The sequence below is a fragment of the Rubrivivax albus genome, assembly GCF_004016515.1.
Classification (GTDB): domain Bacteria; phylum Pseudomonadota; class Gammaproteobacteria; order Burkholderiales; family Burkholderiaceae_C; genus Rubrivivax; species Rubrivivax albus.
In genome coordinates, this window is record NZ_SACT01000006.1 from 211,211 (window position 1) to 233,749 (window position 22,539).

The window sequence follows — 22,539 nt, forward strand, 5'->3', positions numbered from 1 at the left end:
CGTCACACCGCCTGCATGCGCTGGTCCTCGGTGGCCAGCGCGAAGTAGCGTTCGCCGATGGCGTCGGCCAGCCGTTCGCCGGCACGCGCCAGGTCGCGCGACAGGGTCAGCAGCCGTGCGGCGATGGCGGCATCGTCCAGGCCACGCAGCTCGTCCGGCGTCAGCCCTGCACCGGCTGTCGGCAGCAGGGCCAGCAGCGGCTCGGCCCCCGCCTCCCCGCCCGGCAGCTTGCGCAGCTCGGTGCGCAGGCGGCGCAGCACGCCGGCATAGGCGCGCGGGTTGGTGTCGTCCATGACCAGCAGGTCGGCCACGGCCAGCAGGTCCTCGTGGCGCTGATAGCGGGCGCGAAAGGTGATGGCGCTGTCGAAGAGCTCCAGCAGCAGGTCGATGCCGGCCACGCTGGCCAGCGCGCCGCCGGCCAGGAAGGCCTCGAAGCGCACCGCCACGCCGATCAGGCGGTCGAGCAGGCGGCCGATGGTCAGAAAGCGCCAGCCGTGGTCGCGCGTCATGCGGTCGGTCTGCGCGCCGGTGACGGCGCCGAGCTGCAGCGCCAGCCGCTCCAGGGCCTCGCCGGCCTGCGTGCGGTCAGGCACGGTGCTGCCAGGCAACTCCAGGGCCGCGGCGAAGTCCTCGCCCATGCGCCGGATCAGCGACCACTGCTCGGCCGACAACCGTTCGCGCAGCGCCTGCGAGGCCTGTGCCAGCGCCTGCAGGTTGAAGGCCACGCTCCAGGCACCGCCCCCCTGCGGCTGGCCGATGGCCGACAGCAGTGCGCGCTCGAACACCGCCGGCGACTGCAGCAGCGACGGCACGCCCTCCGGCACCAGGCCCTTGCGCACCGCCAGCGCGGTCAGCGTGGCCAGCACCGGCTCGCCGGCGTCGCTGTCGGCGTCGATCAGGTCCAGCACCACACGCGCCAGGCGCACCAGCTGCTCGGTGCGCTCGGTGTAGCGGCCCAGCCAGAACAGGTTCTCGGCGGTGCGGCTGGTGACGGGCCGGCGGCGGCCGAGGATGTCCTCCACCTGCAGGCGGCTGGGCAGCATCGAGAACTCGTCGACGCGGCCGCTGGTCATGACCCAGGTGTCCAGGCTCGAGCCGCCGCGCTGCATCGACACGCTGCCGTCGGCCCGCTGTGCCACACGCGTCATGCCACCGGGCAGCACGTGCCAGCGGCCCAGGGCGTCGGCGATGGCGTAGACGCGCAGCAGCGCCGGTCGCGGCAGGGCCCGGCCTGCCGCCCAGATCGGCGTGCGCGAGAACGGCAGCCGGCCCTGCACCGTCCAGGCGTCCGGGTCGGCGTCGATGATCTCCGGTGGTGCATCGTGCACCTGCGAGGTGCGCCCGCTGCGCGGAAAGGTGCTGCGCACCAGCTTGTCGGGCGTGCGGGCCACCACGTCGGGGCGCACGCCGGCCCAGGCGGCGGCTTCGCCGCACCACCAGGTGGGCAGCGCCGGCATCAGCAGGTTCTGGCCGAGCAGGCGCTGCGCGATCCCGGGCAGGAAACCCTGCAGCGCCGGCGTCTCCAGGAAGCCGCTGCCCAGCGCGTTGGCCATCACGACGTTGCCCGCACGCGCCGCCTGCAGCAGGCCGGGCACGCCCAGCGCGGATTCGGGGCGCAGCTCCAGCGGGTCGCACCAGGCGTCGTCCACGCGGCGCAGCACACCGTGCACCGGCTCCAGGCCATCCACGGTCTTCAGGAACAGGCGCTCGGCGCGCACCGTCAGGTCGCTGCCCTCCACCAGCGGCAGGCCGAGGTAGCGCGCCAGGTAGGCCTGCTCGAACCAGGTCTCGCTGTACGGCCCGGGGGTCAGCAGCACGATGCGCGGCGCGTGCCCGCCAGCCACGTCCTGCGCCCGCTGGTCCAGCGCGTCGATCAGGCGCCGGTAGCTCGACGCGATGTGCTGCACGCGCAGTTCGCGGAAGGCGTCGGGGAACTGGCGCGAGATCGTGAGCCGGTTGTGCATCACGTAACCCAGGCCCGACGGGCCCTGCGTGCGCTGCGCCACCAGCCACCACTGGCCGTCGGCCCCGCGCGCGATGTCGAAGGCCACGATGTGCAGCCGCTGGCCGCCGGCCGGCACCACGCCGTGCAGCGGCCGCAGGTAGCCCGGGTGGCGCAGCAGCAGCGACGGCGGCAGCAGGCCGTCGTGCAGCAGCCGGCGCGGGCCGTAGCAGTCGGCCAGCACGGCTTCCAGCAGCGCGGCACGCTGCAGCACGCCGGCCTCGATGGTGGCCCAGTCCACCGGGTCGATCAGCAGCGGCAGCAGCTCCAGGCTCCAGGGCCGCACCGCGGCGCCGGCGTCGGAGAACACGTTGTGCGTGACCCCGTCCTGTCGCAGCTGGCGCGCCACCTGCATGACGCGCCGGTCCAGCGCCTCGGCGTCGTCGGGCACGCAGCGGGCGAAGCGTTCCCAGGCGGGTCGCGACCGGCCGTCGGCGCCGCGCAGTTCATCCCAGACCCCGGCTTCCACCGGCGGCGCGTGGCGCAGCAGCGCGTCCAGCGCCGCGCTGCCTTCGCCGGCAGGGTCGAACGGGAGCGAGGTCTGCTGGCTCAAGGTGCGTGTGTTCGGTCGGTGGCCGGATCAGCGGCGGCGCAGGTCCAGCGTGAACGGGAACTCCAGGCTGGCCTGCGCTGGCGTCACCTGCAGTTGCCCCGGTGTGTGGCCCATCCGGAAGAAGCGCGCCAGGCGCCGGCTCTCGGCTTCGTAGGCGTTGACCGGGAAGGTGTCGTAGTTGCGACCGCCCGGGTGCGCCACGTGGTAGCGGCAGCCGCCCAGGCTGCGCTGCATCCAGGTGTCGACGATGTCGAAGGTCAGCGGCGCATGGCTGGCGATGGTGGGGTGCAGCGCCGACGGCGGCTGCCAGGCGCGGTAGCGCAGGCCGCAGACGAACTCGCCCACGCGCCCGGTGGGCTGCAGCGGCAGTGCCTGGCCGTTGACGCTGACGACGTGGCGGTTGCCGTTGAGACCCGTGACCTTGACCTCCAGCCGCTCCAGCGACGAGTCGACATAGCGCACGGTGCCGCCGGGTGCACCCTCCTCGCCCATCACGTGCCAGGGCTCGAGCGCACTGCGCAGCGTCAGGTCGATGCCGGCCGCGGCCACCTCGCCGATGAGCGGGAAGCGGAATTCGAAGTGCGGTGCGAACCACGCCGGGTCGAAGGCGTAGCCGGCCTCGCGCAGCTCGGCCAGCACGTCGTCGAAGTCCTGCTGCACGAAGGTGGGCAGCAGGAATCGGTCATGCAGGCCGGTGCCCCAGCGCGTGAGCCGCGTGGTGCCACGGCCGGCGTAGGGCTCGCGCCAGAACCAGGCCACGAGGGCGCGCAGCAGCAGCTGCTGCGCCAGGCTCATGCGCGCATGCGGCGGCATCTCGAAGGCACGCAGCTCCAGCAGGCCCAGGCGGCCGGTGGGCCCGTCGGGCGAGTACAGCTTGTCGATGCAGAACTCGCTGCGGTGGGTGTTGCCGGTGACGTCGATCAGCAGGTTGCGCAGCGCGCGGTCCACGAGCCACGGCGGGACAGCACCCTCCGGCGGGGGCCCTTCCCCGCCGTGACCATGCTGGGCGAGCTGCCGCTCGATCTCGCGCAGCGCGATCTCCACCTCGTAGGGCTGGTCGTCGCGCGCCTCGTCGATGCGCGGGGCCTGGCTGGTGGGGCCGATGAACAGGCCGCTGAACAGGTAGCTCAGGCTCGGGTGGTTGTGCCACCAGGTCAGCAGGCTGGACAGCAGGTCGGGCCGGCGCAGGAAGGGGCTGTCCGACGGGGTGGCGCCACCCAGCACGAAGTGGTTGCCGCCCCCGGTGCCGGTGTGGCGGCCATCGAGCATGAACTTCTCGGTGGACATGCGCGACTGGTGTGCCGCCTCGTACAGGAACTCGGTGTGGTCGACGAGTTGATCCCAGTTCGAGGCCGGGTGGATGTTGACCTCCACCACGCCGGGGTCGGGCGTGACGGCCAGGGTCTTCAGCCGGGGATCGCGCGGTGGCGGGTAGCCCTCCATCACGATCTTCACGCCCAACTCGGCCGCCGTGGCCTCGATGGCGGCCACCAGTTCCAGGTAGTCCTCCAGGTGTTCCAGCGGCGGCATGAAGATGTAGAGCACGCCGCTCTTGCCGCCCTGCTGCGCTTCGGCCTTGGGACCGTTGGCGCGCTGCGGGTCGCGAACCTCCACGCACAGCGCGGTGCGCGTGAGCCAACCCGCGGACTGGCCGCGCGCCGGGTAGGCGTCCGGCGCCTCGGCCGCCGCGTGGCGCGGCGCATGCGGGCCGGTCCAGCTCGTCGGGACGTCGCCCGGCAGCGGACCGACAGTGCCTGCGCCCGCCACCTCACCCGGCTGGCCCTGCACGGCCACCCGGCCGCCCTCGGCGAAGCCCAGGCCGACGGCATGCGCGTCGTAGCCGGGGCCGCCGATCTGCGGCCGAACGGTGGCCGGCAACGGGCCGCGCTCGGCGAAGGGGTCGGCCTCGAACAGGGCCTGGCGGTCGGCCGACTTGGCCCAGGGCAGCGAGTCCAGCGGCAGCCGGTAGCCCATCGGCGAATCTCCGGGGATCAGATACAGGCGCTCGTCGCGCACGAACCAGGGGCCGGTGATCCACTGCGGTCCGGTCATGCCGGTCAGCCATTCGCGCCGCAGCGGCAGCAGGTAGCCCACGGTCTTGTCCAGGCCCTGCATGAAGACGCGGCGCAGGCGGGCCCGCTCGAGCTCGTCGTCGAGCTTGGCGTCGAACGGGTCCACGTTCACCGGCAGCCGGCGTTCGCGCCACAGGTAGTACCAGGTGTCCTCGTAGCCGGGCTGGATGTACTGCGTGGGCAGGCCGAGCTTCTCGGTAAGCCGGACGATGAAGGCCTCGGCGTCGGCCTCGGTGTAGTGGTGCGGCTGGCGCTCGTCGGCGAACAGGCTCGGGTCGTGCCAGCAGGGCTGGCCGTCGGCGCGCCAGCAGATCGTCAGCGCCCAGCGCGGCAGCTGCTCGCCCGGGTACCACTTGCCCTGGCCGAAGTGCAGGAAGCCGCCCTGGCCATATTTCTGCAGCAGGCGGTGCGTCAGTTCGGTGGCGTAGCCGCGCTTGGTGGGGCCTAGGGCGTCGGTGTTCCACTCGGCGCCGTCGCGGTCCACCGCGGAGACGAAGGTGGGCTCGCCGCCCATGGTCAGGCGCACGTCCTGCGCCTGCAGGTCGGCGTCCACCTGCGCGCCCAGGGCCACCACGCCGGCCCACTGGTCGTCGGTGTAGGGAAAGGTCACGCGCGGCGACTCGTGGATGCGGGTGACGGCCATGTGGTGCGAGAACGTCACCTCGCTCTTGTCCACCGCGCCGGTGATCGGGGCGGCACTGGAGGGTTCCGGCGTGCAGGCCACCGGGATGTGCCCCTCGCCCGCGAGCAGGCCGGACGTCGGGTCCAGCCCGATCCAGCCGGCGCCGGGCAGGTAGACCTCGCACCAGGCGTGCAGGTCGGTGAAGTCGACCTCGGTGCCGCTGGGGCCGTCGATGGCCTTGACGTCCGGCTTCAGCTGGATCAGGTAGCCGGAGACGAAGCGCGCCGCCAGCCCCAGGTGGCGCAGCAGTTGCACCAGCAGCCAGCCGGTGTCACGGCAGGAGCCGCAGGCCTTTTCCAGCGTTTCCTCCGGCGTCTGCACACCGGGCTCCATGCGGATCAGGTAGGCGATGTCGCGCTGCAGCCGCTGGTTGAGCTGGACCAGGAAGTCGATGGTGCGCACCTTCGTGCGCGGCACGCTGTCCAGCAGGGCCTGGAAGCGCGGGGTGAGCTCGCCCTTGGCCAGGTAGGGCGCCAGGTCGTGCTTGACGCCGGCCTCGTAGTCGAACGGAAAGGTCTCGGCGGCCGGCTCGAGGAAGAAGTCGAACGGGTTGTAGACCGCCATCTCGGCCACGACGTCGACCGTGACCTTGAACTCGGTGGTGCGCTCGGGAAACACCAGCCGCGCCAGATGGTTGGCGAACGGATCCTGCTGCCAGTTGATGAAGTGCAGCGCCGGTTCCACCCGCATCGAGTAGCTGAGGATGCGCGTGCGGCAGTGCGGCGCCGGCCGCAGCCGCACGATCTGGGGCGACAGCGTCACCGGGCGGTCGTAGCGGTAATGGGTGACGTGGTTCAGCGCGACATGGATGGACAAGGCAGGGCTCCCGGGGCGACTTGGCCGGCCGTGGCTTGCAAGGAGCGCGCCACGCGCCGGTCAGTCCGTCGTCCGATGATGCCAGTAACGCCGGCGCGCCTGACGCGTGCAGACCCCCGGGCCGTCACCGGTCCAGATCCAGGCGCCGCAGGTGTCGCTGCGCACGACGGGGATGCCTCGCTCGGCGTAACGCGCCAGCACGTCCGGCGCCGGGTGGCCGAAGCGGCTGCGGTAGGCCGCCTGCACGAAGGCGATGCGGGGGGCCACGCGGTCCAGAAAGACGGCGCTCGACGACGTACGGCTGCCGTGGTGCGGCACCATCAGCACGTCGGCGCGCAGGATGCCGGTGGTGTCGGCGATCGACAAGGCACCCTCCTGGCCGGATTCGAGGTCACCGGTGAGCAGCACGCGGCGGCCGGCGGCATCGTCGATGCGCAGCACGCAGGACTGCGTGTTCGGCCGCGCCGCCGGGTCCGGCTCGACCGGGTGCAGCCAGGTGAACTTGACGCCGTCCCAGGACCACGTCTGCCCGGCGCGGCAGGGCGCGTGCGGGACACTTCGGGCCGCCATGTCGGCCAGCAGCCCGTGACCCGGCTCCAGCGAGCTCCAGACCTGCGCCACCGGCAGCCCCAGCAGGCTGGCCGCACCGCCGGTGTGGTCGGTGTCGCGATGGCTGAGCACCAGCGCGTCCAGCCGCGTCTCGCCGCGGGCGCGCAGCAGCGGGCGCAGGATTCGGTCGCCGGCATCGGACTCCGGCGACCAGCGCGGGCCCGTGTCGTAGACCAGCAGGTGGCCCTGCGTGCGCAGCAGCACGGCCGTGCCCTGCCCGACATCCACCGCCACCAGCTCGAATCGTCCCGGATCGGGCCGCTCAGGCAGCGGCAGCAGCAACGGCAACAGCAGGGGCACGCCGAGCCAGCGCACGCGCCAGGGCAGCGGCAGCACCAGCAAGGCGCCGCCCAGCAGCCCGGCGACTGCCGCCCAGGCTGGCGCGGCAGCGGCCTGCCAGACGGGCAGCGCGCCCAAGGGCTGGAGAACCGCCACCAGGGCCTGCAGCACCGCGGCGGCGGCCGACCACAACGGCGCCCACAGCGCACCGAGCATGGCCAGCGGCGTGATCAGCAGCGTGACCGCGGGGATGGCCACCAGGTTGGCCACGAAGCCGACCAGGGACACCTGCTGGAAGAACAGCAGCGTCAGCGGCGCCAGGCCCACGGTGGCCACCGCCTGCGTGCGCAGGCCCGACACCAGCGCCTGGCGCAGCCGCGGCCACGCCGGGCCAGGGCGCGGTGCGTCGCCACCCCCCAGCATCAGCAGCCCGACGGCGCCGAAGGACAGCCAGAACCCGGGCTGCAGCAGCGCCCACGGGTCCATCAGCGCCACGGCCACGGCGGCGGCCAGCAGCACGAAGGGCCCCGGCCAGCGCAGCCCGATCTGCTGCACCGTGGCCACCACCGCCAGCATGCACAGCGTGCGCTGCGCCGGCACGCCCCAACCGGCCAGCAGCGCATAGGCCGAGGCCAGGGCCAGCCCGCCCCAGCGCGCGGCCACCGGCGCCGGCACCGCCAGCATCGCGCGTGGCGACCAGCGCCACGCACGGCCCACCAGTGCCGCGGCCAGCCAAGCGAACATTGTGACGTGCAGGCCGCTGATGGCCATCAGGTGGGCCACCCCGGTGTCACGGAACAGCGCCCAATCGTCGCGGTCGATGGCCCCCTGGTCGCCCACCACCAGCGCCGCCAGCACCCCGGCGGCGCGTGGATCGGCCACGCGCGCCTGGATGGCCTCGCGCAGCGCGAACCGCGCACGGTCCACCCAGGCGCCCTGCCCTTCGGCCAACAGCTGCGGCACCGCAGCGGGTGAAGCCCGCACGTAGCCACTGGCCCCCAGGCCGCGCTCGAACAGCCACAGCTCGACGTCGAAGCCGTGCGGGTTCATCGCGCCGTGCGGACGCTTCAGGCGCACGGTGAAGGTCCAGCGCTGGCCCGGCTGCAGCGTCCGCGGCGGGCCGCGCAGCAGCGCGTCGCCGTCGGGGCCGCGGAACCAGCTCAGCGACAGCCTCGGCGGCACGCCCGGCGGCGCCTGCTCCACGACGAAGACGAAGCGGGTGGCGGTCAGCGTCTCCTGCGGCAGGCCGACGATGCGGCCGGTGACGGCCAGGTCCTGCCCTTCCAGCGCCGGCGGCAGCGTGTGCGACAAGCGCGCCGTGGCCCGCAGGTCGGTGGCGGCGAAGGCGATCACGGCCACAGCCAGGGCCATCAGCGGCCAGCGGTGCCGGCAGCACCAGGCCATCGGCAGCGCGGCGGCCAGGGCCAGCACCATGGCGACGCCGGACCAGGTCGCCGCCTGCTGCAGCTGCACGCCCGTGCCGGCCAGCACCGCCCCGCCCAGGGCCGCCAGGCGCCAGCCGATGTCCAGCCCTCCCCGACCGTGCATCGGTGCAGTGTAGGCGGCGGACGATGCGGGCAAGCCCGCAATCCAGGGGGCCGACGCCACCCCATAATCCGCCGCCACCAGACCAGGGAGGTTGGAAGAGATGGGCAGTTCGATGTCGCGCCGCGGCTGGCGCGTGGGGGTGTGCGTGGCGGTGTTCGCCGCGGCGATGGCAGCAGCGCCGGCGGTGCTGGCGCAGGCCGCCTCGAAACTCATCGCGCCGGGTTTCGCCGGGCTGGCGAAGGCCGACACGGTGGTCGTGATGCCGGTGGACGTGGAACTGTTCTCCATGAGCGCTGGCGGGGTGCTGGAACCCCGCGCCGACTGGACCGAATCGGCCCGCAGCCACATGACCGCCGCCCTCGGCGACCGGGTCAAGGCCCTGGGTCTGCCGGTCAAGCAGGGCAGCGTCGACCTGGCCGACGAGTTCGCCGAGCAGGTCGGCCTGCATGCGGCCGTGGCCGCATCGATCTCGCTGCACCATTCGGTCGGCGGCGTCTGGGCCCTGCCGACCAAGGCCGAGGGCCTGAACTGGACGTTCGGCGACGCGATGCAGGGCCTGGGCAGCCAATCCGGCGCGCGCTATGGTCTGTTCGTCTGGGTGCGCGACAGCTACGCCAGCGCCGAACGCAAGGCGGCCATGGTGCTGCTGGCCTTCGCCGGCATCGGCCTGACCGGGGGCGCGCAGGTCGGCTATGCCTCGCTGGTGGACCTGCAGACCGGCCAGGTCGTCTGGTTCAACCGCCTCGCCCGCGGCACTGGCGACCTGCGCGAGGACGAACCCGCCCGCGAGACCATCGATAGCCTGCTGACCGGGCTGCCGCCGGTCCGATGAAGCGCCGCACCTGGCTGCACCAGGGCTGCGCGCACTGCCTGGCCCTGGCCGGCCTCACACAGCTTCGGCCCGCCTGGGCCCAGGCGGGCGGCAGCGCTGCGTCTGCGCCGGCTTCGGCACCGCCAGTGGCCGACGGCTACGCCCTGCCGCCCCGCTTCGACCGCCCCGACCTGGCCAGCGACGAAGGCGGCCTGTGGGCCATGATGGACCGCGAGGAACGCCGCCTGCGGCGCAGCCCGTTCCGCATGCGGGAACCTGGCCTCGAGGACTACCTGACCGACCTGGCCTGCCGCCTGGGCGGCAACCATTGCCCGGACATCCGCGTCTACGCCGTGCGCGCGCCCTTCTTCAACGCCAGCATGGCGCCCAACGGCATGATGCAGGTCTGGTCCGGGCTGATGCTGCGCGTGGACAACGAGGCGCAGCTGGCGGCCGTGATCGGCCACGAGATCGGCCACTACCTGCAGCGCCACACGCTGGAGCGCCTGCGCGACATCCGCGCGCGCAGTGCCTTCGGCCAGTTCCTGGGCCTGTTCGGCGTCGTCGGACTGATCGGCTCGATCGCCAACATGGCCGGCGCGCTGGCCTTCTCCCGCGACCACGAGCGCGAGGCCGACCGCATCGGGGTGGACCTGATGCGGCGCACCGGGCACGACCCGCGCGAGGCGGCCACCGTCTGGGGCAACCTGCTGGCCGAACTGCAGGCCACGCCCGGGGCCGACCCCACACAGGAGAGCATCCTGTTCGCCACCCACCCGCCGTCGGCCGAGCGGCGCGACACGCTCGATGCCCTGTCCATCGGGGCCAGCGGCGAAAAGGGCGAGGCCGCCTGGCGCACCCGCATCGCGCCGCTGCGCCGCGAGCTGCTGGCCGACGAGATCAAGCGTGGCCGCCCCTATGAGACGGTGGCGCTGACCACCCGGCTGCTGAGCCGCGAGCCCGGCGACGCCGAACTGCTGTACTGTCGCGGCGAAGCCTACCGCCGCCGTGGCGTGGACGGCGACGCTGCCCTGGCCCTGGCCGACCTGCAGGCGGCCTCGGCCAGCCCGCAGGCCCCGCCGATGGCCCACCGTGCGCTGGCCACCCTGCACCGCGATGCCGGCGACAAGGCCGCTGCGCGCACCGCCTTCGAACGCTACCTGGCGGCCGCGCCCGACGCGCCGGACGCCGCCATGATCCGTCAGAACCTGGAGGAACTCCGATGACCCCCCGCTCCATCCGGCGCCTGGCCGCCGCCTTCGTCGTCCTGCTCGCCGCCGGCTGCGCCCAGGTGAGCCATGTGCAGACCGGCGACGTGGTGCTGCGCGACCGCCTCACGGTCACGGTCGACAAGGCCTGGAACCAGTTCGAGAGTGCGCTGGGCGACAACGTCCCCACCTGGACCCAGGACGGCTTCACGGTCGACGCGCTGCGCTTCTACGTCGGCCTGGCAGACGGCGAGCTGATCGCGCCGACGCCGTCGGAGCCCAAGGGGCAGCAGCCGCTGGCCTTCAAGGCCGGCATGCGGCCGGCGCAGATCGTGGCCCTGTTCGAGACCTACTATTCGCGTGGCGGCTCCACCTTCACGCTGGACAACCTGAGCCCGGCGCCCTTCGCCGGCGGCGACGGCTTCCGGTTCGAATTCAGCAGCATCCGCAAGCACGACGAGGTGACGCTGCGCGGCATCGGCTGGGGCGCCGTGCGCGATGGTCGGCTCTACGTCATCACCTACGCCGCGCCGAGGCTCTCGTTCTTCGACCGCCATCGGGGCAGCGCCGAGGCCATCGCCCGGTCGGCGCGCATCACGGGCAAGGGCTGACGCCCGGCTCGTTGGGCGCCGGGCGGGCGCGCGTTAGCATGTTGCTTTGATCCCCTGACCCCGACCGCCATGTCCATCGCCTCCCGCCTGCAAACCCTCGGCATCGTGCTGCCGCCCGTGGCCGTGCCTGCCGCCGCCTACGTGCCCTTCGTGCGCACCGGCAACCTCGTCTTCCTCTCCGGCCACATCGCGAAGCGGGACGGCAAACCCTGGGTCGGCCAGCTGGGCCTCACCATGGGCACCGACGAGGGCAAGGCCGCGGCACGTGCGATCGCGATCGACCTGATGGGCACGCTGCAGGCCGCCGTCGGCGACCTGGAGAACGTGGCCCGCATCGTCAAGGTGATGAGCCTGGTCAACAGCACGCCCACCTTCACCGAGCAGCACCTGGTGACCAATGGCTGCTCCGAACTGCTCGGCGAGGTGTTCGGGCCGGAAGTCGGTGCCCATGCGCGCAGCGCCTTCGGCGTGGCGCAGATCCCCACCGGGGCCTGCGTCGAGATCGAGCTGATCGCCGAGGTCAAGTGACCCCGTCGCGCAAGCGCGGGGTGCTGGTGCTGACGGCGCTGGCGGCCCTGGCCGCGGTGGGTGCCGCCTATTTCACCCAGCATGTCTGGGGCATGCAGCCCTGCCCCTGGTGCGTGCTGCAGCGGCTGATCTTCGTGGCCGTCGCCGCCGCGGCCGTCCTGGGCCTGCTGTGGCCCACCGGCGGTGCCGTGCTCGCGGGGCTGCTGGCCGCCAGCGGCCTGGCCGCGGCGCTGTGGCAGCACTTCGTGGCCGCCAGCGCCGAGTCCTGCGACCTGACGCTGGCCGACCGCATCATGGCCGCCACCGGGCTGGACGGGCAGTTCCCCGAGGTCTTCATGGCGATGAGCAGCTGCGCCGACGCCAAGGTGGACCTCTTCGGCCTGCCCTATGAAGCCTGGAGCGGTGCCCTGTTCGCCGCCACGCTGGTGGCCATGGCGGCCATGCTGCGCCGGCGCTGACACGGGTCAAGGCCGGGCCCGGCCGCATCGGGCAGGATCGCCCGATGCCCGACACCCACCGTTTCGACGCGGACGTGCTGATCGTCGGTGCCGGCCCCGCCGGCCTGGCGCTGGCGGCGGCCCTGGCCGACGCCGGCCTGCACGCCCTGGTGCTCGAACGCCAGCCCCGCGATACGCTGGCCGCGCCGGCCGAGGACGGCCGCGAGATCGCCCTCACCCACCGGGCGCGCGGCATCCTGCAGCGCCTGGGCTGGTGGGAACGCCTGACGGCCGAAGACATCGCCCCGCTCAACGAGGCCCGCGTGGCCGATGGCGATGCACCGGCGCGGCTGCGGTTCGGCCCTGGCGTGCAGGCGCCGCTGGGCTGGCTGGTGCCCAACCACCGCCTGCGCGCCGTCGGATGGGCGGCCGCCGGCGCCCGCCCCCGGGTGACGATCGAGACCGGCGTGGCGGTCACGGCCCTGGCCCGCGACGCCACCGCTGCCACGCTGACGCTGGCCGACGGACAGACGCGCCGCGCGCCGCTGGTCGTGGCCGCCGACAGCCGCTTCTCCGCCGTCCGGCGCCTGGCCGGCATCGGCGCGTCGATGCGCGACTTCGGCCGAAGCGTGGTCGTCGGCCGGGTGGCGCACGAGGCGCCGAACCGCGGCATCGCCTGGGAGTGCTTCCGCCACGGCCACACGCTGGCGCTGCTGCCGATGAACGGCGGCTGCAGTTCGGCCGTGGTGACGCTGCCGTCGGAGCTGGCACCCGACTGGCTGGCCCTGGACGACGACAGCTTCGCCGCCCGGGTGCACGCGGCGTCCGGTGGCGTGCTCGGCGGGCTGCACGCGGCCGGCCCGCGCCACCACTACCCGCTGGTGGGCGTGTACGCGCAGCGCTTCGCCGGCCCGCGCTTCGCGCTCGTCGGCGACGCCGCGGTGGGCATGCACCCGGTGACGGCGCACGGCTTCAACTTCGGGCTCTACGGCGTGGAGGTGCTGGCGCGCGAGCTGCAGCGCCGGCGGCGCGCCCTGGACCTGAACCCGGCCCCCGCGCTGGCGGCCTACGAGGCCGAACACCGTCGCCTCACCTGGCCGATCTACCAGGGCACGAACGCGGTGGTGTCGCTGTTCACCGACGAGCGCCCGCTGGCGCGCGTGCTTCGGCCGGCCGTGCTGGCCCTGGCCGGGCAGGCGCCCGGGCTGCGCAGGTTGGTGCGCGGCGTGATCACGCGGCAGCTGACGGGCAGCGGGCTGCCCGCCTGAGTTCAGCTGCGGGTCCGGCGGCGCGCCAGGCCGGCCGCGCCCAGGGCCATCGCGGCCAGCGCCAGGCTGGCGGGTTCGGGCACCTGCTGCGCGTCCAGCCAGAACAGCTGATCCTGGCGGGTGGACGAGGTCATCACGTAGAGCTGGCGGTCGATGCCGAAGCTGCTGGCGGCGGTCAGCAGGTCGTTGGCGTAGGTCCGGTTCGCCGTGGTGTCGGAGAACAGCGCGCCCGTGGCGGCGTTCAGCGTGGCATCGCTGTCGTAGACGATGTTCCAGATGGCCAGCTGCATCGCGGTGGAACGCTGCGAGCTGTTCACCAGCGCATCGGCCGACTCGGCATAGCTCACCAGGCGCGACAGGCGGTCGGCGCGTCCGGCGCCGAAGACCTCGGCCACCGGCTTGATCGTGAAGGTGGTGCTGCCGACCTCGCCATCGAGCTTGACCGTGTAGGCGGTCCCGGCGTTGATGTTGATCGTCTGCCCCAGGTCGACGCAGTACATCTCCACCGCGTCGAGGTTGAAGCGCGCATCGGTCATGCCCGACAGCGTGCCCCGGAACCCGCCGGCCTGGCCGCTGTAGTTGGGGCTGGTGACGTTGACCGCGTGGCCGGCGCCGAACAGCCAGCCGTTCATGGTCAGCGTGCCGGCGGCCGCCGACGTGGCCAGCAGCAGCGAGCCGCCGAGCGCGGCCGTCAGGCGCACGAGTGCGGTGGTCGCCGCCGACGGAAGGGAGTAATGAATGGACATGTTTGACACATCTGGAAACGAATGTCGTCAGTCTAGGGATGGCCTCCAGGACATCGACACCCGCAATCGAAGGGTCAAGCTGCCGTGTGCAGGACGGCCGTGCCGGAGTTCACACCCGGCTGCGCAGGCTGTGCCGACATCGCCGCGGCAGCCCCAAGGCCGCCGCACCCATGGCCGGCCGGGTCAGCCCGCAGACAGCCGCTGCGGCGCCTTCAGGCCTTCCAACGGCTTACCCTTGCGTGCCCGCTTGCCCAGGTGCGCCTGCAACGACGCACCGCGCAGCAGCTCGTCCTTGGGCTTGCCGCCCCGCAGCGCCGTGCCGTGCACCACCAGTTGAGTGGTGGCGGTGGCCACGGCCTGCAGTCGATCCTTGCCCTCCAGGTCCATCAGGGTCAGGCCGCGGCCGCCCTTGGGCTGGTGCTTGAGCTCGTCCACCGGGAACAGCAGCAGACGCCCGGCCTGGCTCAGGCAGGCCAGCAGCACGCCGGCGGCCTCGCCGGCCGGCACCGGAGCCGGCGCCAGCGGCTGCTCCTCGCCTTCCAGCGTCAGGAAGGTCTTGCCGCCACGCTGCTTCGCCACCAGGTCGCCCAGCTGCGCCAGCAGCCCGAAGCCGCCGCTGCCGGCCAGCACCAGGCGGGTGGACGGCGCACTGGCCAGGTAGTGAAGGGGACGGGTGCCACTTTCCAGCTCGATGAGGGACGTGATGGGCACACCGTCACCGCGCCCGCCGGGCAGCGCCGAGACTGGCGTGCTGTAGACGCGGCCATTGCTGCCGAAGACCACCAGCGGGTCCACGCTGCGGCAGGGGAACACGCCGTGCAGCGCGTCGCCAGGCTTGAACTGCAGCGCCGCCGGGTCCACCTCGTGGCCCTTGAGCGCGCGCACCCAGCCCTTCTGGCTGACGACCACCGTCACCGGCTCGTCCACCACCTTGATCTCGGCCACCGCGCGCTTGTCCTCCTGGATCAGCGTGCGGCGGTCGTCGCCGTGGGCCTTGGCGTCGGCCTCGATCTCGCGGATCAGCACCCGCCGCAGCGCCGCCGGGCTGCCGAGGATTTCCTCGAGCTTGGTCTGCTCAGCGCGCAGGTCCGACAGTTCCTGCTCGATCCTGATCGCCTCCAGCCGCGCCAGCTGGCGCAGCCGGATCTCCAGGATGTCCTCGGCCTGGCGTTCGCTGAGCTTGAAGCGCTCGATCAGCGCCGGCTTGGGCTCGTCGGCGTTGCGGATGATGCGGATCACCTCGTCGATGTTCAGCAGCACCAGCTGCCGGCCCTCGAGCACGTGGATGCGGTCGAGCACCTTGGCCAGCCGGTGGCGCGTGCGCCGCTCCACCGTGGCCTGGCGGAAGCCGATCCATTCGGCCAGCATCTGGCGCAGCGTCTTCTGCACCGGGCGGCCGTCGGCGCCCACCATGGTCAGGTTGATGGGCGCGCTGGTCTCCAGGCTGGTGTGCGCGAGCAATGTGGTCACGAGGTCGCCCACTTCCACACTGCGGCTCTTGGGCTCGAAGACCAGGCGCACCGCCGCTTCCTTGCCCGATTCGTCGCGCACCGCGTCCAGCACCGCGAGCACGCTGGCCTTGAGCTGCTGCTGTTCCTGGGTGACGCTCTTCTTGCCGGCCTTGACCTTGGGGTTGGTGAGTTCCTCGATCTCCTCGAGCACCTTCTGTGCGCTGGTGCCCGGCGGCAGCTCGGTCACCACCAGCTGCCACTGGCCGCGGGCCAGGTCCTCGATCACCCAGCGCGCGCGCAGCTTCAGGCTGCCGCGACCGGTGGAGTACGCGGCACGGATCTCCGCGGGTGAACTGATGAGCTGACCGCCGCCAGGAAAGTCCGGCCCGGGGAGCTTCTCGAACAGCGCCTCGTCGGACAGCTTCTCGTCGCGGATCAGTGCCACAGCGGCGGCCGCCACCTCGCGCAGGTTGTGGCTGGGGATCTCAGTGGCCAGGCCCACGGCGATGCCGCTGGCGCCGTTGAGCAGCACAAAGGGCAGGCGCGCCGGCAGCAGGTGCGGCTCTTCGGTGCTGCCGTCGTAGTTGGGCTGGAAGTCGACCGTGCCTTCGTCGATCTCGTCGAGCAGCAGGCGGGCGATCGGCGCCAGGCGCGCCTCGGTGTAGCGCATCGCCGCGGCGCCGTCGCCGTCGCGGCTGCCGAAGTTGCCCTGCCCGTCGATCAGCGGGTAGCGCTGGGAGAAGTCCTGCGCCATGCGCACCAGGGCGTCGTAGGCCGCCTGGTCGCCATGCGGGTGGAAGCGGCCGAGCACGTCACCGACCACGCGCGCACTCTTGACCGGCTTGGGCGCCCCGCTGCCGCCGAAGCCCAGCCCCATGCGCTGCATCGCATACAGGATGCGGCGCTGCACCGGCTTCTGGCCGTCGCAGACGTCGGGCAGCGCACGGCCCTTGACCACCGACAGCGCGTACTCCAGGTAGGCGCGCTCGGCGTACTGGGCCAGGGAGATGGCGTCGGACGGCTCGGCAGGCGCTGCGGGTTCGGGCTCGGCGGGGTCGAAGAGGTCGGGCATGGGCGCAGCGGCGGGCACGGGACAGGGAAACCGCGCATTTTCGCCCAAGGCGTGGCGCGGCCCGGCACCACCGGCCCGCGCCGGGGCGGCAGCGCGCCGCCGGAGGGCGCCGCGAGCCTCAGCGCGGGGCCGGGTCGGGACCGGCCAGCACCTCGGCCTCACCCTGCGCCAGCAGCGACTTCAGCAGCGGCGGCATGAAGTGGCGCTTGACGGTGATGGCGTAGAACTGCTCGTGCAACCCCGGCACCACAGCCAGTTCGCGCAGCACACCGCTGCGCAGCTCATCCTGCACCACCACGGTGGGCAGCAGGGCCGGGGCCCCCGCGTCGCGTGCCAGCAGGCGCAGCATGGCCATGTCGTCCACCTCGGCGCGCACCTGCGGCCGCAGCCCGCGCTGTTCGCACCAGAGGTCGAAGCCGGCGCGGATGCCGTGCGCGCGGCTGGGCAGCAGCAGCGGCCGGGTGGCGATGTCGTCCGGAAAGGCGAAGGCCTCGCCGCGGGCCGGCCCCACCAGGCTGACCGGCTGGCGCGCGATGCGCCGGCAACGCCACGGCGCGTCGCCGGTGCCGTCCACGGCCTGGTTGGCCAGCACCAGGTCCAGCGTGTGCACCTGCAGCCGCCCCAGCAGTTCGTCCAGGCTGCCGGACTGCAGCAGCAGCTCCACATCGTCGCGGCGCACCAGCGGGCGCAGCAGGTTGTCCTGGAAGTTGCGCGACAGCGTGGCCACGGCGCCGATGCGCAGCACCTGCCGCCCTGGCCCCTGGCCCTCGCGCAGCAGCGCCAGCAGCTCGTGGCCGGCGCTGAAGATGGACTCGGCGTAACTCAGCGCCAGCTGCCCGGCCTCGGTGAGCCGCAGCTGGCGCTGGCGCCGCTCGAACAGCGGCTGGCCGAACTGGTCCTCGAGCTGGCGGATCTGGGTGGACAGCGCCGACGGCGAGACGTGCAGGCGCTCGGCCGCGCGCGTCAGGTGGCCCTCCCGCGCCACGGCCCAGAAGGCGTGCAGGTGCAGGTAGTTCAGGCGAGACATGTTCTATTCTAATTAACGATTTCTAAGACACATTGAATTTTACAGACCGAACGGCATCGCGCACGATCGCCGCCATGCTCGAATCCCTGCCCTCCCCTCTCCTGGCGCTCTTGCTCGCCCTGCCTGCCGCGCTGCACGGCGTGGCGGCCCTCACGGCCCACCGCAGCCCACGCGACACCGCCTGGTGGCGCGCCGAAGCCGCGTCGGCGGTCGGCGCCGGGCTGGGGGCGCTGCTGCTGGTGCTGGCGCTGCTTTCGGGCACCACGGTCTCTGCCGGTCTGCGCCTGGATGCCCCCGGCGCCACCGTGCTGCTGCTCGTGGGCTTCGTCGGCTGGGTCATCGTGCGCTTCTCGCACCGCTACCTGCAGGGCGAGCGCGGCGAGCGCCGCTACCTGGCGCTGATATCGGCCACGCTGGCGGCCGTGTCGCTGGTGCTGGTGGCCGACCACCTGCTGCTGCTGGCCGCGGCCTGGATCGGCACCAGCCTGACGCTGCACCGCCTGCTGCGTTTCTACGCCGAGCGCCCCGCGGCGCGCATGGCCGCGCACAAGAAGTTCCTGGCCGGCCGCATCGCCGACGCGGCGCTGCTCGGCGCCATCGCGGTGCTGGGGGCCGCCTACGGCACGCTGTCGCTGGACGCGATGCTGGCCGCCGCCGCCGCCCAGGGCGTGCCGCCGCTGGCCCAGGCGGGCCTCCTGCTGCTGGTGGTCACCGCGCTGCTGAAGTGCGCGCAGATGCCGCTGCACGGCTGGTTGATCCAGGTCATGGAGGCCCCGACACCGGTCTCCGCGCTGCTGCACGCCGGTGTCGTCAACCTCGGCGGCTTCGTGCTGATCCGCTTCGCGCCGATGCTGGCCGAAGCCATGCCGGCCCAGGTGCTGCTGGCCGTCGCGGCCACGGCCACCGTGGTGATGGCCACGCTGGTGATGGGCACGCGCATCAGCGTGAAGGTGATGCTGGCCTGGTCCACGGTGGCGCAGATGGGCTTCATGCTGCTGCAGGTCGCGCTCGGGCTGCCGGCAATGGCGCTGCTGCACCTGGTGGCGCACTCGCTGTACAAGGCGCACGCCTTCCTGTCGGCCGGCGGCGTGGCGCAGCGGCGCCAGGCGCTGCGGCTGACGGCACCGGCGGCGCCGCCGTCGGCCACGCGCTGGGCCCTGGCGGCCATGGCCAGCGTGGCCACGGTGGTCGGCACCGGGCTGGCCACCGGCACGCTGCCCACGCCCGCGGCCGCGCTGGCAGGTGCCGTGCTGGCCGCCGCGCTGTCGCCGCTGCTGGCCGCCGGCCGCGTCGCGCCGGCGCTCGGCGTGGCCGCGGGCTGGCTGGCCGGTCACGCGCTGGCCTCGGCCGTCGTCACGCCGGTGGCCGCGGCGCCCGCGGGGCTGGTGATCATCGTCGCCGTGGCCCTGGCCGCCCTGTTCGTGCTGCAGGCGCTGATCGCGCTGCGCCCTGCCGCCGCCTGGGTCCGGCGCCTGCACCCCTGGGCCTACGGCGGCTTCCACCTCGACGAGCACGTCAGTGCGTGGCTGTTCGCCCGCTGGCCCATTCCACCGGCCCCGGCCGCCTTGCCACCGTCGCCCGCCACCGAAGGAGCCCGCGCATGAACGCCCCCCTGAACCCGGATGCGCTGCACGCGCAGACCCTGGCCGACGCCGTCGCCGACGCCTGCAGCCGCATCGCGCCAAGCTGGCCGCTGGACCGCTTCATCGCCGTCAACCCGCACTGGGGCTGGACCGACCGCCCGATCGCCGAGGCGGCCGCCACGGTGGGCGTGCTGGCCGGCATGCGCCTGGTGCCCGACGCGTCCCCCGCCCGCCGGCCGCTGCTGGCCGACCTGGTCGGCCGCCGCGACGCCGTGGTGCACCAGATCAGCCAGCACTGCGCCGCCTACTTCGACGACGGCCAGGCGCGCTGGCACGCCGCCGTCGACGAGGGCCTGTACGCCGGCTGGCGCCGCCAGCTGCCGCACGACCGGGGCATGGCCTGGCCGCCGCGGCGCGCCGCAGCACTGGCGCTGCTGGCCGACTGGCCCGACGAGCCCATGGCCGCCATCGACGCGGCCCTGAAGCGCCTGCAGGTGCCGGCGGACGGCCGCGGCGCCTGCCTGACCGCCTGGCTGATGGACCTCAACGGCTGGGCCTCGGCCTGCGCCTGGCGTCACTGGCAGGCCGGCCTGGCGCAGCAGGACGCGCATGACCTGCGCATCGACCTGCGCACGGACCTGCTGGCCATGCGCGCCACCTGGGACGCCCTGCTGGCCGACGCCCTGCCCGGCCCGCAGGTGGCCGACTGGGCCAGCGCCTGGAGCACGGTGCCCGCGGCCATCGCCGCCGAGCGCGCGCGCCAGGCCGCCGGCTGGGCGCGCATGGGCGCATCCGAGGCCATCGCGCAGCGCGACGTGATGGCGGCCATCACGCAGTCGGCGCGCGTGCTCGCCGCCCCGCCGGCGCCGCGTGTGCAGGCCGTGTTCTGCATCGACGTGCGCTCCGAGCCGCTGCGGCGCGCGCTCGAGGCCGCCGACCCCACGATCCACACCCGCGGTTTCGCCGGCTTCTTCGGCCTGCCGGCCGCCCACCGGCCGCTGGGCAGCGACTGGCAGCAGCCCCAGCTGCCGGGGCTGCTGGCGCCGGCGGTCACCATCGACGACGGCCCGGCCGACCGCTCGCTCGGCGAGGCCCTGGTGGCGCGCCGCCGTGCCCGGCTGGCCGCCGACGCGTCCTGGGACGGCTGGCGCGGCACGCCGGCCCACGGCTTCGGCTTCGTCGAATCCTGCGGCCTGCTGTACGCGGCCGACCTGCTGCGCCAGAGCCTGCCGTCGACGGCCGCGCCGCAGCCCTGGCAGGTGGCCGGCCTGCGTGCCGACGAGGCCGCGGCCCTGCGCCCGGCGCTGCAGATCGACCCCGCGGCGGGGGCCCGCCTGGCCGCCGGCGTGCTGCGTGCGATGGGCATGACGGGCGGCTTCGCGCCCCTGGTGCTGCTGTGCGGCCACGGCGGCCAGAGCGCCAACAACCCGCATGCCGCCGGCCTGGACTGCGGCGCCTGCGGCGGGCAGACCGGCGAGGTCAACGCCCGCGCGCTGGCAACGCTGCTCAACGACGCCGCCGTGCGCGACGCGCTGCGTGCCGAGGGCATTGACATCCCCGCCGGCACCCACGTGCTGGCCGGCCTGCACGGCACGACGACCGACGAGGTGACGCTCTACGACACCGCGGGCGTGCCGGATGCGCTGCGTACGCACCTGGCGGCGCTGCAGCAGGCGCTGGCGGCGGCCGGCGACGCGGTGCGTGCCGAGCGCGCGCCGGGCCTGGGCCTGCCCGCGATGGGCGCCCCGGCGCTCAAGCGCGCCCTGCAGGAACGCGCCAACCACTGGGCCGAGACGCGGCCCGAATGGGCCCTGGCCGACAACGCCGCCTTCGTGGCCGCGCCGCGCGCCCGCACCCGGGGCGCCGACCTGGGCGGCCGCACCTTCCTGCACGACTACGACCACAGGCTGGACCCAGACCGCAGCGTGCTGACCCTGATCCTGACCGCGCCGGTCGTGGTGGCGCACTGGATCAACCTGCAGTACCTGGCCTCCAGCGTCGACACGCAGCGCCAGGGCAGCGGCAACAAGCTGCTGCACAACGTGGTCGGCGGTGGCGTGGGCGTGTTCGAGGGCAACGGCGGCGACCTTCGCATCGGCCTGCCCTGGCAGTCGGTGCACGACGGCGAGAGACTGCGCCACACGCCGCGGCGGCTGTCGGTCTTCGTCGAGGCGCCGCGCGACGCGATCGACGGCGTGATCGCTGCGCACGAGACGGTGCGCCGGCTGGTGGACCACGGCTGGCTGCACCTGCTGGCGGTCGAGGGCGACGACGCGACCCCCGTGTTCCACCGCCGGCGGCCCGGCGGCGGCTGGGAGGCTGTGGTGGAAGCGCCCGCATGCTGACCCACCTGCAGCGCCTGGAGGCCGAGGCCATCCACATCCTGCGCGAGGTGGTGGCCGAGTGCGAGAACCCGGTGATGCTCTACAGCATCGGCAAGGATTCGACCGTGATGCTGCACCTGGCGAAGAAGGCCTTCTGGCCCGCCCCGCCGCCGTTCCCGCTGCTGCACATCGACTCGACCTGGGAGTTCCGCGAGATGTACACGCTGCGCGACCAGGTGGCCGAACGCTACCGGGTCGAGGTGCGGGTGCACCACAACCCGGAAGCCGTGCGCCAGGGCATCAACCCCTTCGACCACGGCAGCGAGATCCACACCGACCTGTGGCGCACCCAGGGCCTGAAGCAGGCGCTGGAAGCCGGTGGCTACGACGCCGCCTTCGGCGGCGGCCGGCGCGACGAGGAGAAGAGCCGCGCCAAGGAGCGCATCTTCAGCGTGCGCAGCGCAAAGCACCGCTGGGACCCCAAGGCCCAGCGGCCCGAGCTCTGGCGGCTGTACAACGCCCGCAAGCGGCCGGGTGAGTCGCTGCGCGTGTTCCCCATCAGCAACTGGACCGAACTCGACATCTGGCAGTACATCCACCAGGAGCAGATTCCCATCGTGCCGCTGTACCTGGCCGCCGAGCGGCCGGTGGTGGAGCGCGACGGCACGCTGCTGATGGTGGACGACGAGCGCTTTCCGCTTCGCCCGGGCGAGGTGCCCGAGCAGCGCTGGGTGCGCTTCCGCACGCTGGGCTGCTACCCGCTGACCGGGGCGATGGACTCGCGCGCGACCACCTTGCCCGAGGTCATCCAGGAGATGCTGCTCACGCGCACCAGCGAACGCCAGGGCCGCGTGATCGACCGCGACGGCCAGGCGTCGATGGAACGCAAGAAGCAGGAAGGCTACTTCTGAC

Annotated in this window: 15 protein-coding genes; 9 read left to right on the plus strand and 6 right to left on the minus strand. The window is 73.3% G+C overall.

The window, feature by feature from the left end; all coding sequences use genetic code 11:
- Nucleotides 1-2: 2 nt before the first annotated feature.
- Genes ENE75_RS17675 through ENE75_RS17685 form a run of 3 tightly spaced genes read right to left on the minus strand, consistent with a single transcriptional unit; the run spans nt 3 to nt 8,561 of the window.
- On the minus strand, nt 3-2,555 hold the full coding sequence (locus ENE75_RS17675; RefSeq protein ID WP_128199646.1) for a circularly permuted type 2 ATP-grasp protein: 2,553 nt from the start codon (nt 2,553-2,555) through the stop codon (nt 3-5).
- 27 nt (nt 2,556-2,582) lie between these two features.
- Nucleotides 2,583-6,125: a transglutaminase family protein gene (locus tag ENE75_RS17680; protein WP_128199647.1), complete on the minus strand. Its 3,543-nt coding sequence runs from the start codon at nt 6,123-6,125 to the stop codon at nt 2,583-2,585.
- 60 nt (nt 6,126-6,185) lie between these two features.
- Nucleotides 6,186-8,561, minus strand: a complete 2,376-nt coding sequence (locus tag ENE75_RS17685) for a DNA internalization-related competence protein ComEC/Rec2 (protein ID WP_128199648.1) — start codon at nt 8,559-8,561, stop codon at nt 6,186-6,188.
- 100 nt (nt 8,562-8,661) lie between these two features.
- On the opposite strand from ENE75_RS17685, the gene ENE75_RS17690 reads away from it, so the two are divergent.
- From ENE75_RS17690 to ubiM, 6 genes are all read left to right on the plus strand, one after another.
- Complete coding sequence (locus tag ENE75_RS17690) at nt 8,662-9,393, plus strand: hypothetical protein (RefSeq protein ID WP_128199649.1); 732 nt, start codon at nt 8,662-8,664, stop codon at nt 9,391-9,393.
- Nucleotides 9,390-10,598, plus strand: coding sequence for a M48 family metallopeptidase (locus ENE75_RS17695; protein WP_128199650.1), 1,209 nt, complete (start codon nt 9,390-9,392; stop codon nt 10,596-10,598). Before ENE75_RS17690 ends, ENE75_RS17695 begins: the two co-directional genes overlap by 4 nt.
- Complete coding sequence (locus ENE75_RS17700) at nt 10,595-11,191, plus strand: hypothetical protein (protein WP_128199651.1); 597 nt, start codon at nt 10,595-10,597, stop codon at nt 11,189-11,191. Before ENE75_RS17695 ends, ENE75_RS17700 begins: the two co-directional genes overlap by 4 nt.
- A 69-nt stretch (nt 11,192-11,260) precedes the next feature.
- Nucleotides 11,261-11,719: a RidA family protein gene (locus tag ENE75_RS17705; protein ID WP_128199652.1), complete on the plus strand. Its 459-nt coding sequence runs from the start codon at nt 11,261-11,263 to the stop codon at nt 11,717-11,719.
- Nucleotides 11,716-12,177 (plus strand): disulfide bond formation protein B, encoded by a 462-nt coding sequence (locus ENE75_RS17710; RefSeq protein WP_128199653.1) that lies wholly within the window; start codon nt 11,716-11,718, stop codon nt 12,175-12,177. Before ENE75_RS17705 ends, ENE75_RS17710 begins: the two co-directional genes overlap by 4 nt.
- Before the next feature lie 44 nt (nt 12,178-12,221).
- Entirely contained in the window at nt 12,222-13,424 is a 1,203-nt protein-coding gene (ubiM, locus tag ENE75_RS17715) for a 5-demethoxyubiquinol-8 5-hydroxylase UbiM (RefSeq protein ID WP_128199654.1), read from the plus strand.
- A gap of 2 nt (nt 13,425-13,426) precedes the next feature.
- Here ubiM and ENE75_RS17720 read toward each other — a convergent pair whose 3' ends face one another.
- The 3 genes from ENE75_RS17720 to ENE75_RS17730 form a co-directional block, all read right to left on the minus strand.
- A complete protein-coding gene (locus tag ENE75_RS17720) occupies nt 13,427-14,170 on the minus strand; it encodes a PEP-CTERM sorting domain-containing protein (RefSeq protein ID WP_128199655.1) in 744 nt (247 codons plus the stop codon).
- 183 nt (nt 14,171-14,353) lie between these two features.
- Nucleotides 14,354-16,693 (minus strand): DNA topoisomerase IV subunit A, encoded by a 2,340-nt coding sequence (gene parC / locus ENE75_RS17725; protein WP_128199656.1) that lies wholly within the window; start codon nt 16,691-16,693, stop codon nt 14,354-14,356.
- A gap of 118 nt (nt 16,694-16,811) precedes the next feature.
- Nucleotides 16,812-17,720, minus strand: coding sequence for a LysR family transcriptional regulator (locus ENE75_RS17730; RefSeq protein ID WP_128199657.1), 909 nt, complete (start codon nt 17,718-17,720; stop codon nt 16,812-16,814).
- Between the two features lie 74 nt (nt 17,721-17,794).
- Here ENE75_RS17730 and ENE75_RS17735 point away from each other — a divergent pair, with 74 nt between their 5' ends.
- From ENE75_RS17735 to cysD, 3 genes are read left to right on the plus strand one after another with little or no spacing between them, the layout of a single operon-like run.
- On the plus strand, nt 17,795-19,324 hold the full coding sequence (locus tag ENE75_RS17735; RefSeq protein WP_128199658.1) for an NADH-quinone oxidoreductase subunit L: 1,530 nt from the start codon (nt 17,795-17,797) through the stop codon (nt 19,322-19,324).
- Nucleotides 19,321-21,648 (plus strand): YbcC family protein, encoded by a 2,328-nt coding sequence (locus ENE75_RS17740; RefSeq protein ID WP_128199659.1) that lies wholly within the window; start codon nt 19,321-19,323, stop codon nt 21,646-21,648. Before ENE75_RS17735 ends, ENE75_RS17740 begins: the two co-directional genes overlap by 4 nt.
- Nucleotides 21,642-22,538, plus strand: a complete 897-nt coding sequence (gene cysD, locus ENE75_RS17745; protein WP_128199660.1) for a sulfate adenylyltransferase subunit CysD — start codon at nt 21,642-21,644, stop codon at nt 22,536-22,538. The genes ENE75_RS17740 and cysD overlap by 7 nt, the downstream gene beginning before the upstream one ends.
- Nucleotide 22,539: the final 1 nt, after the last annotated feature.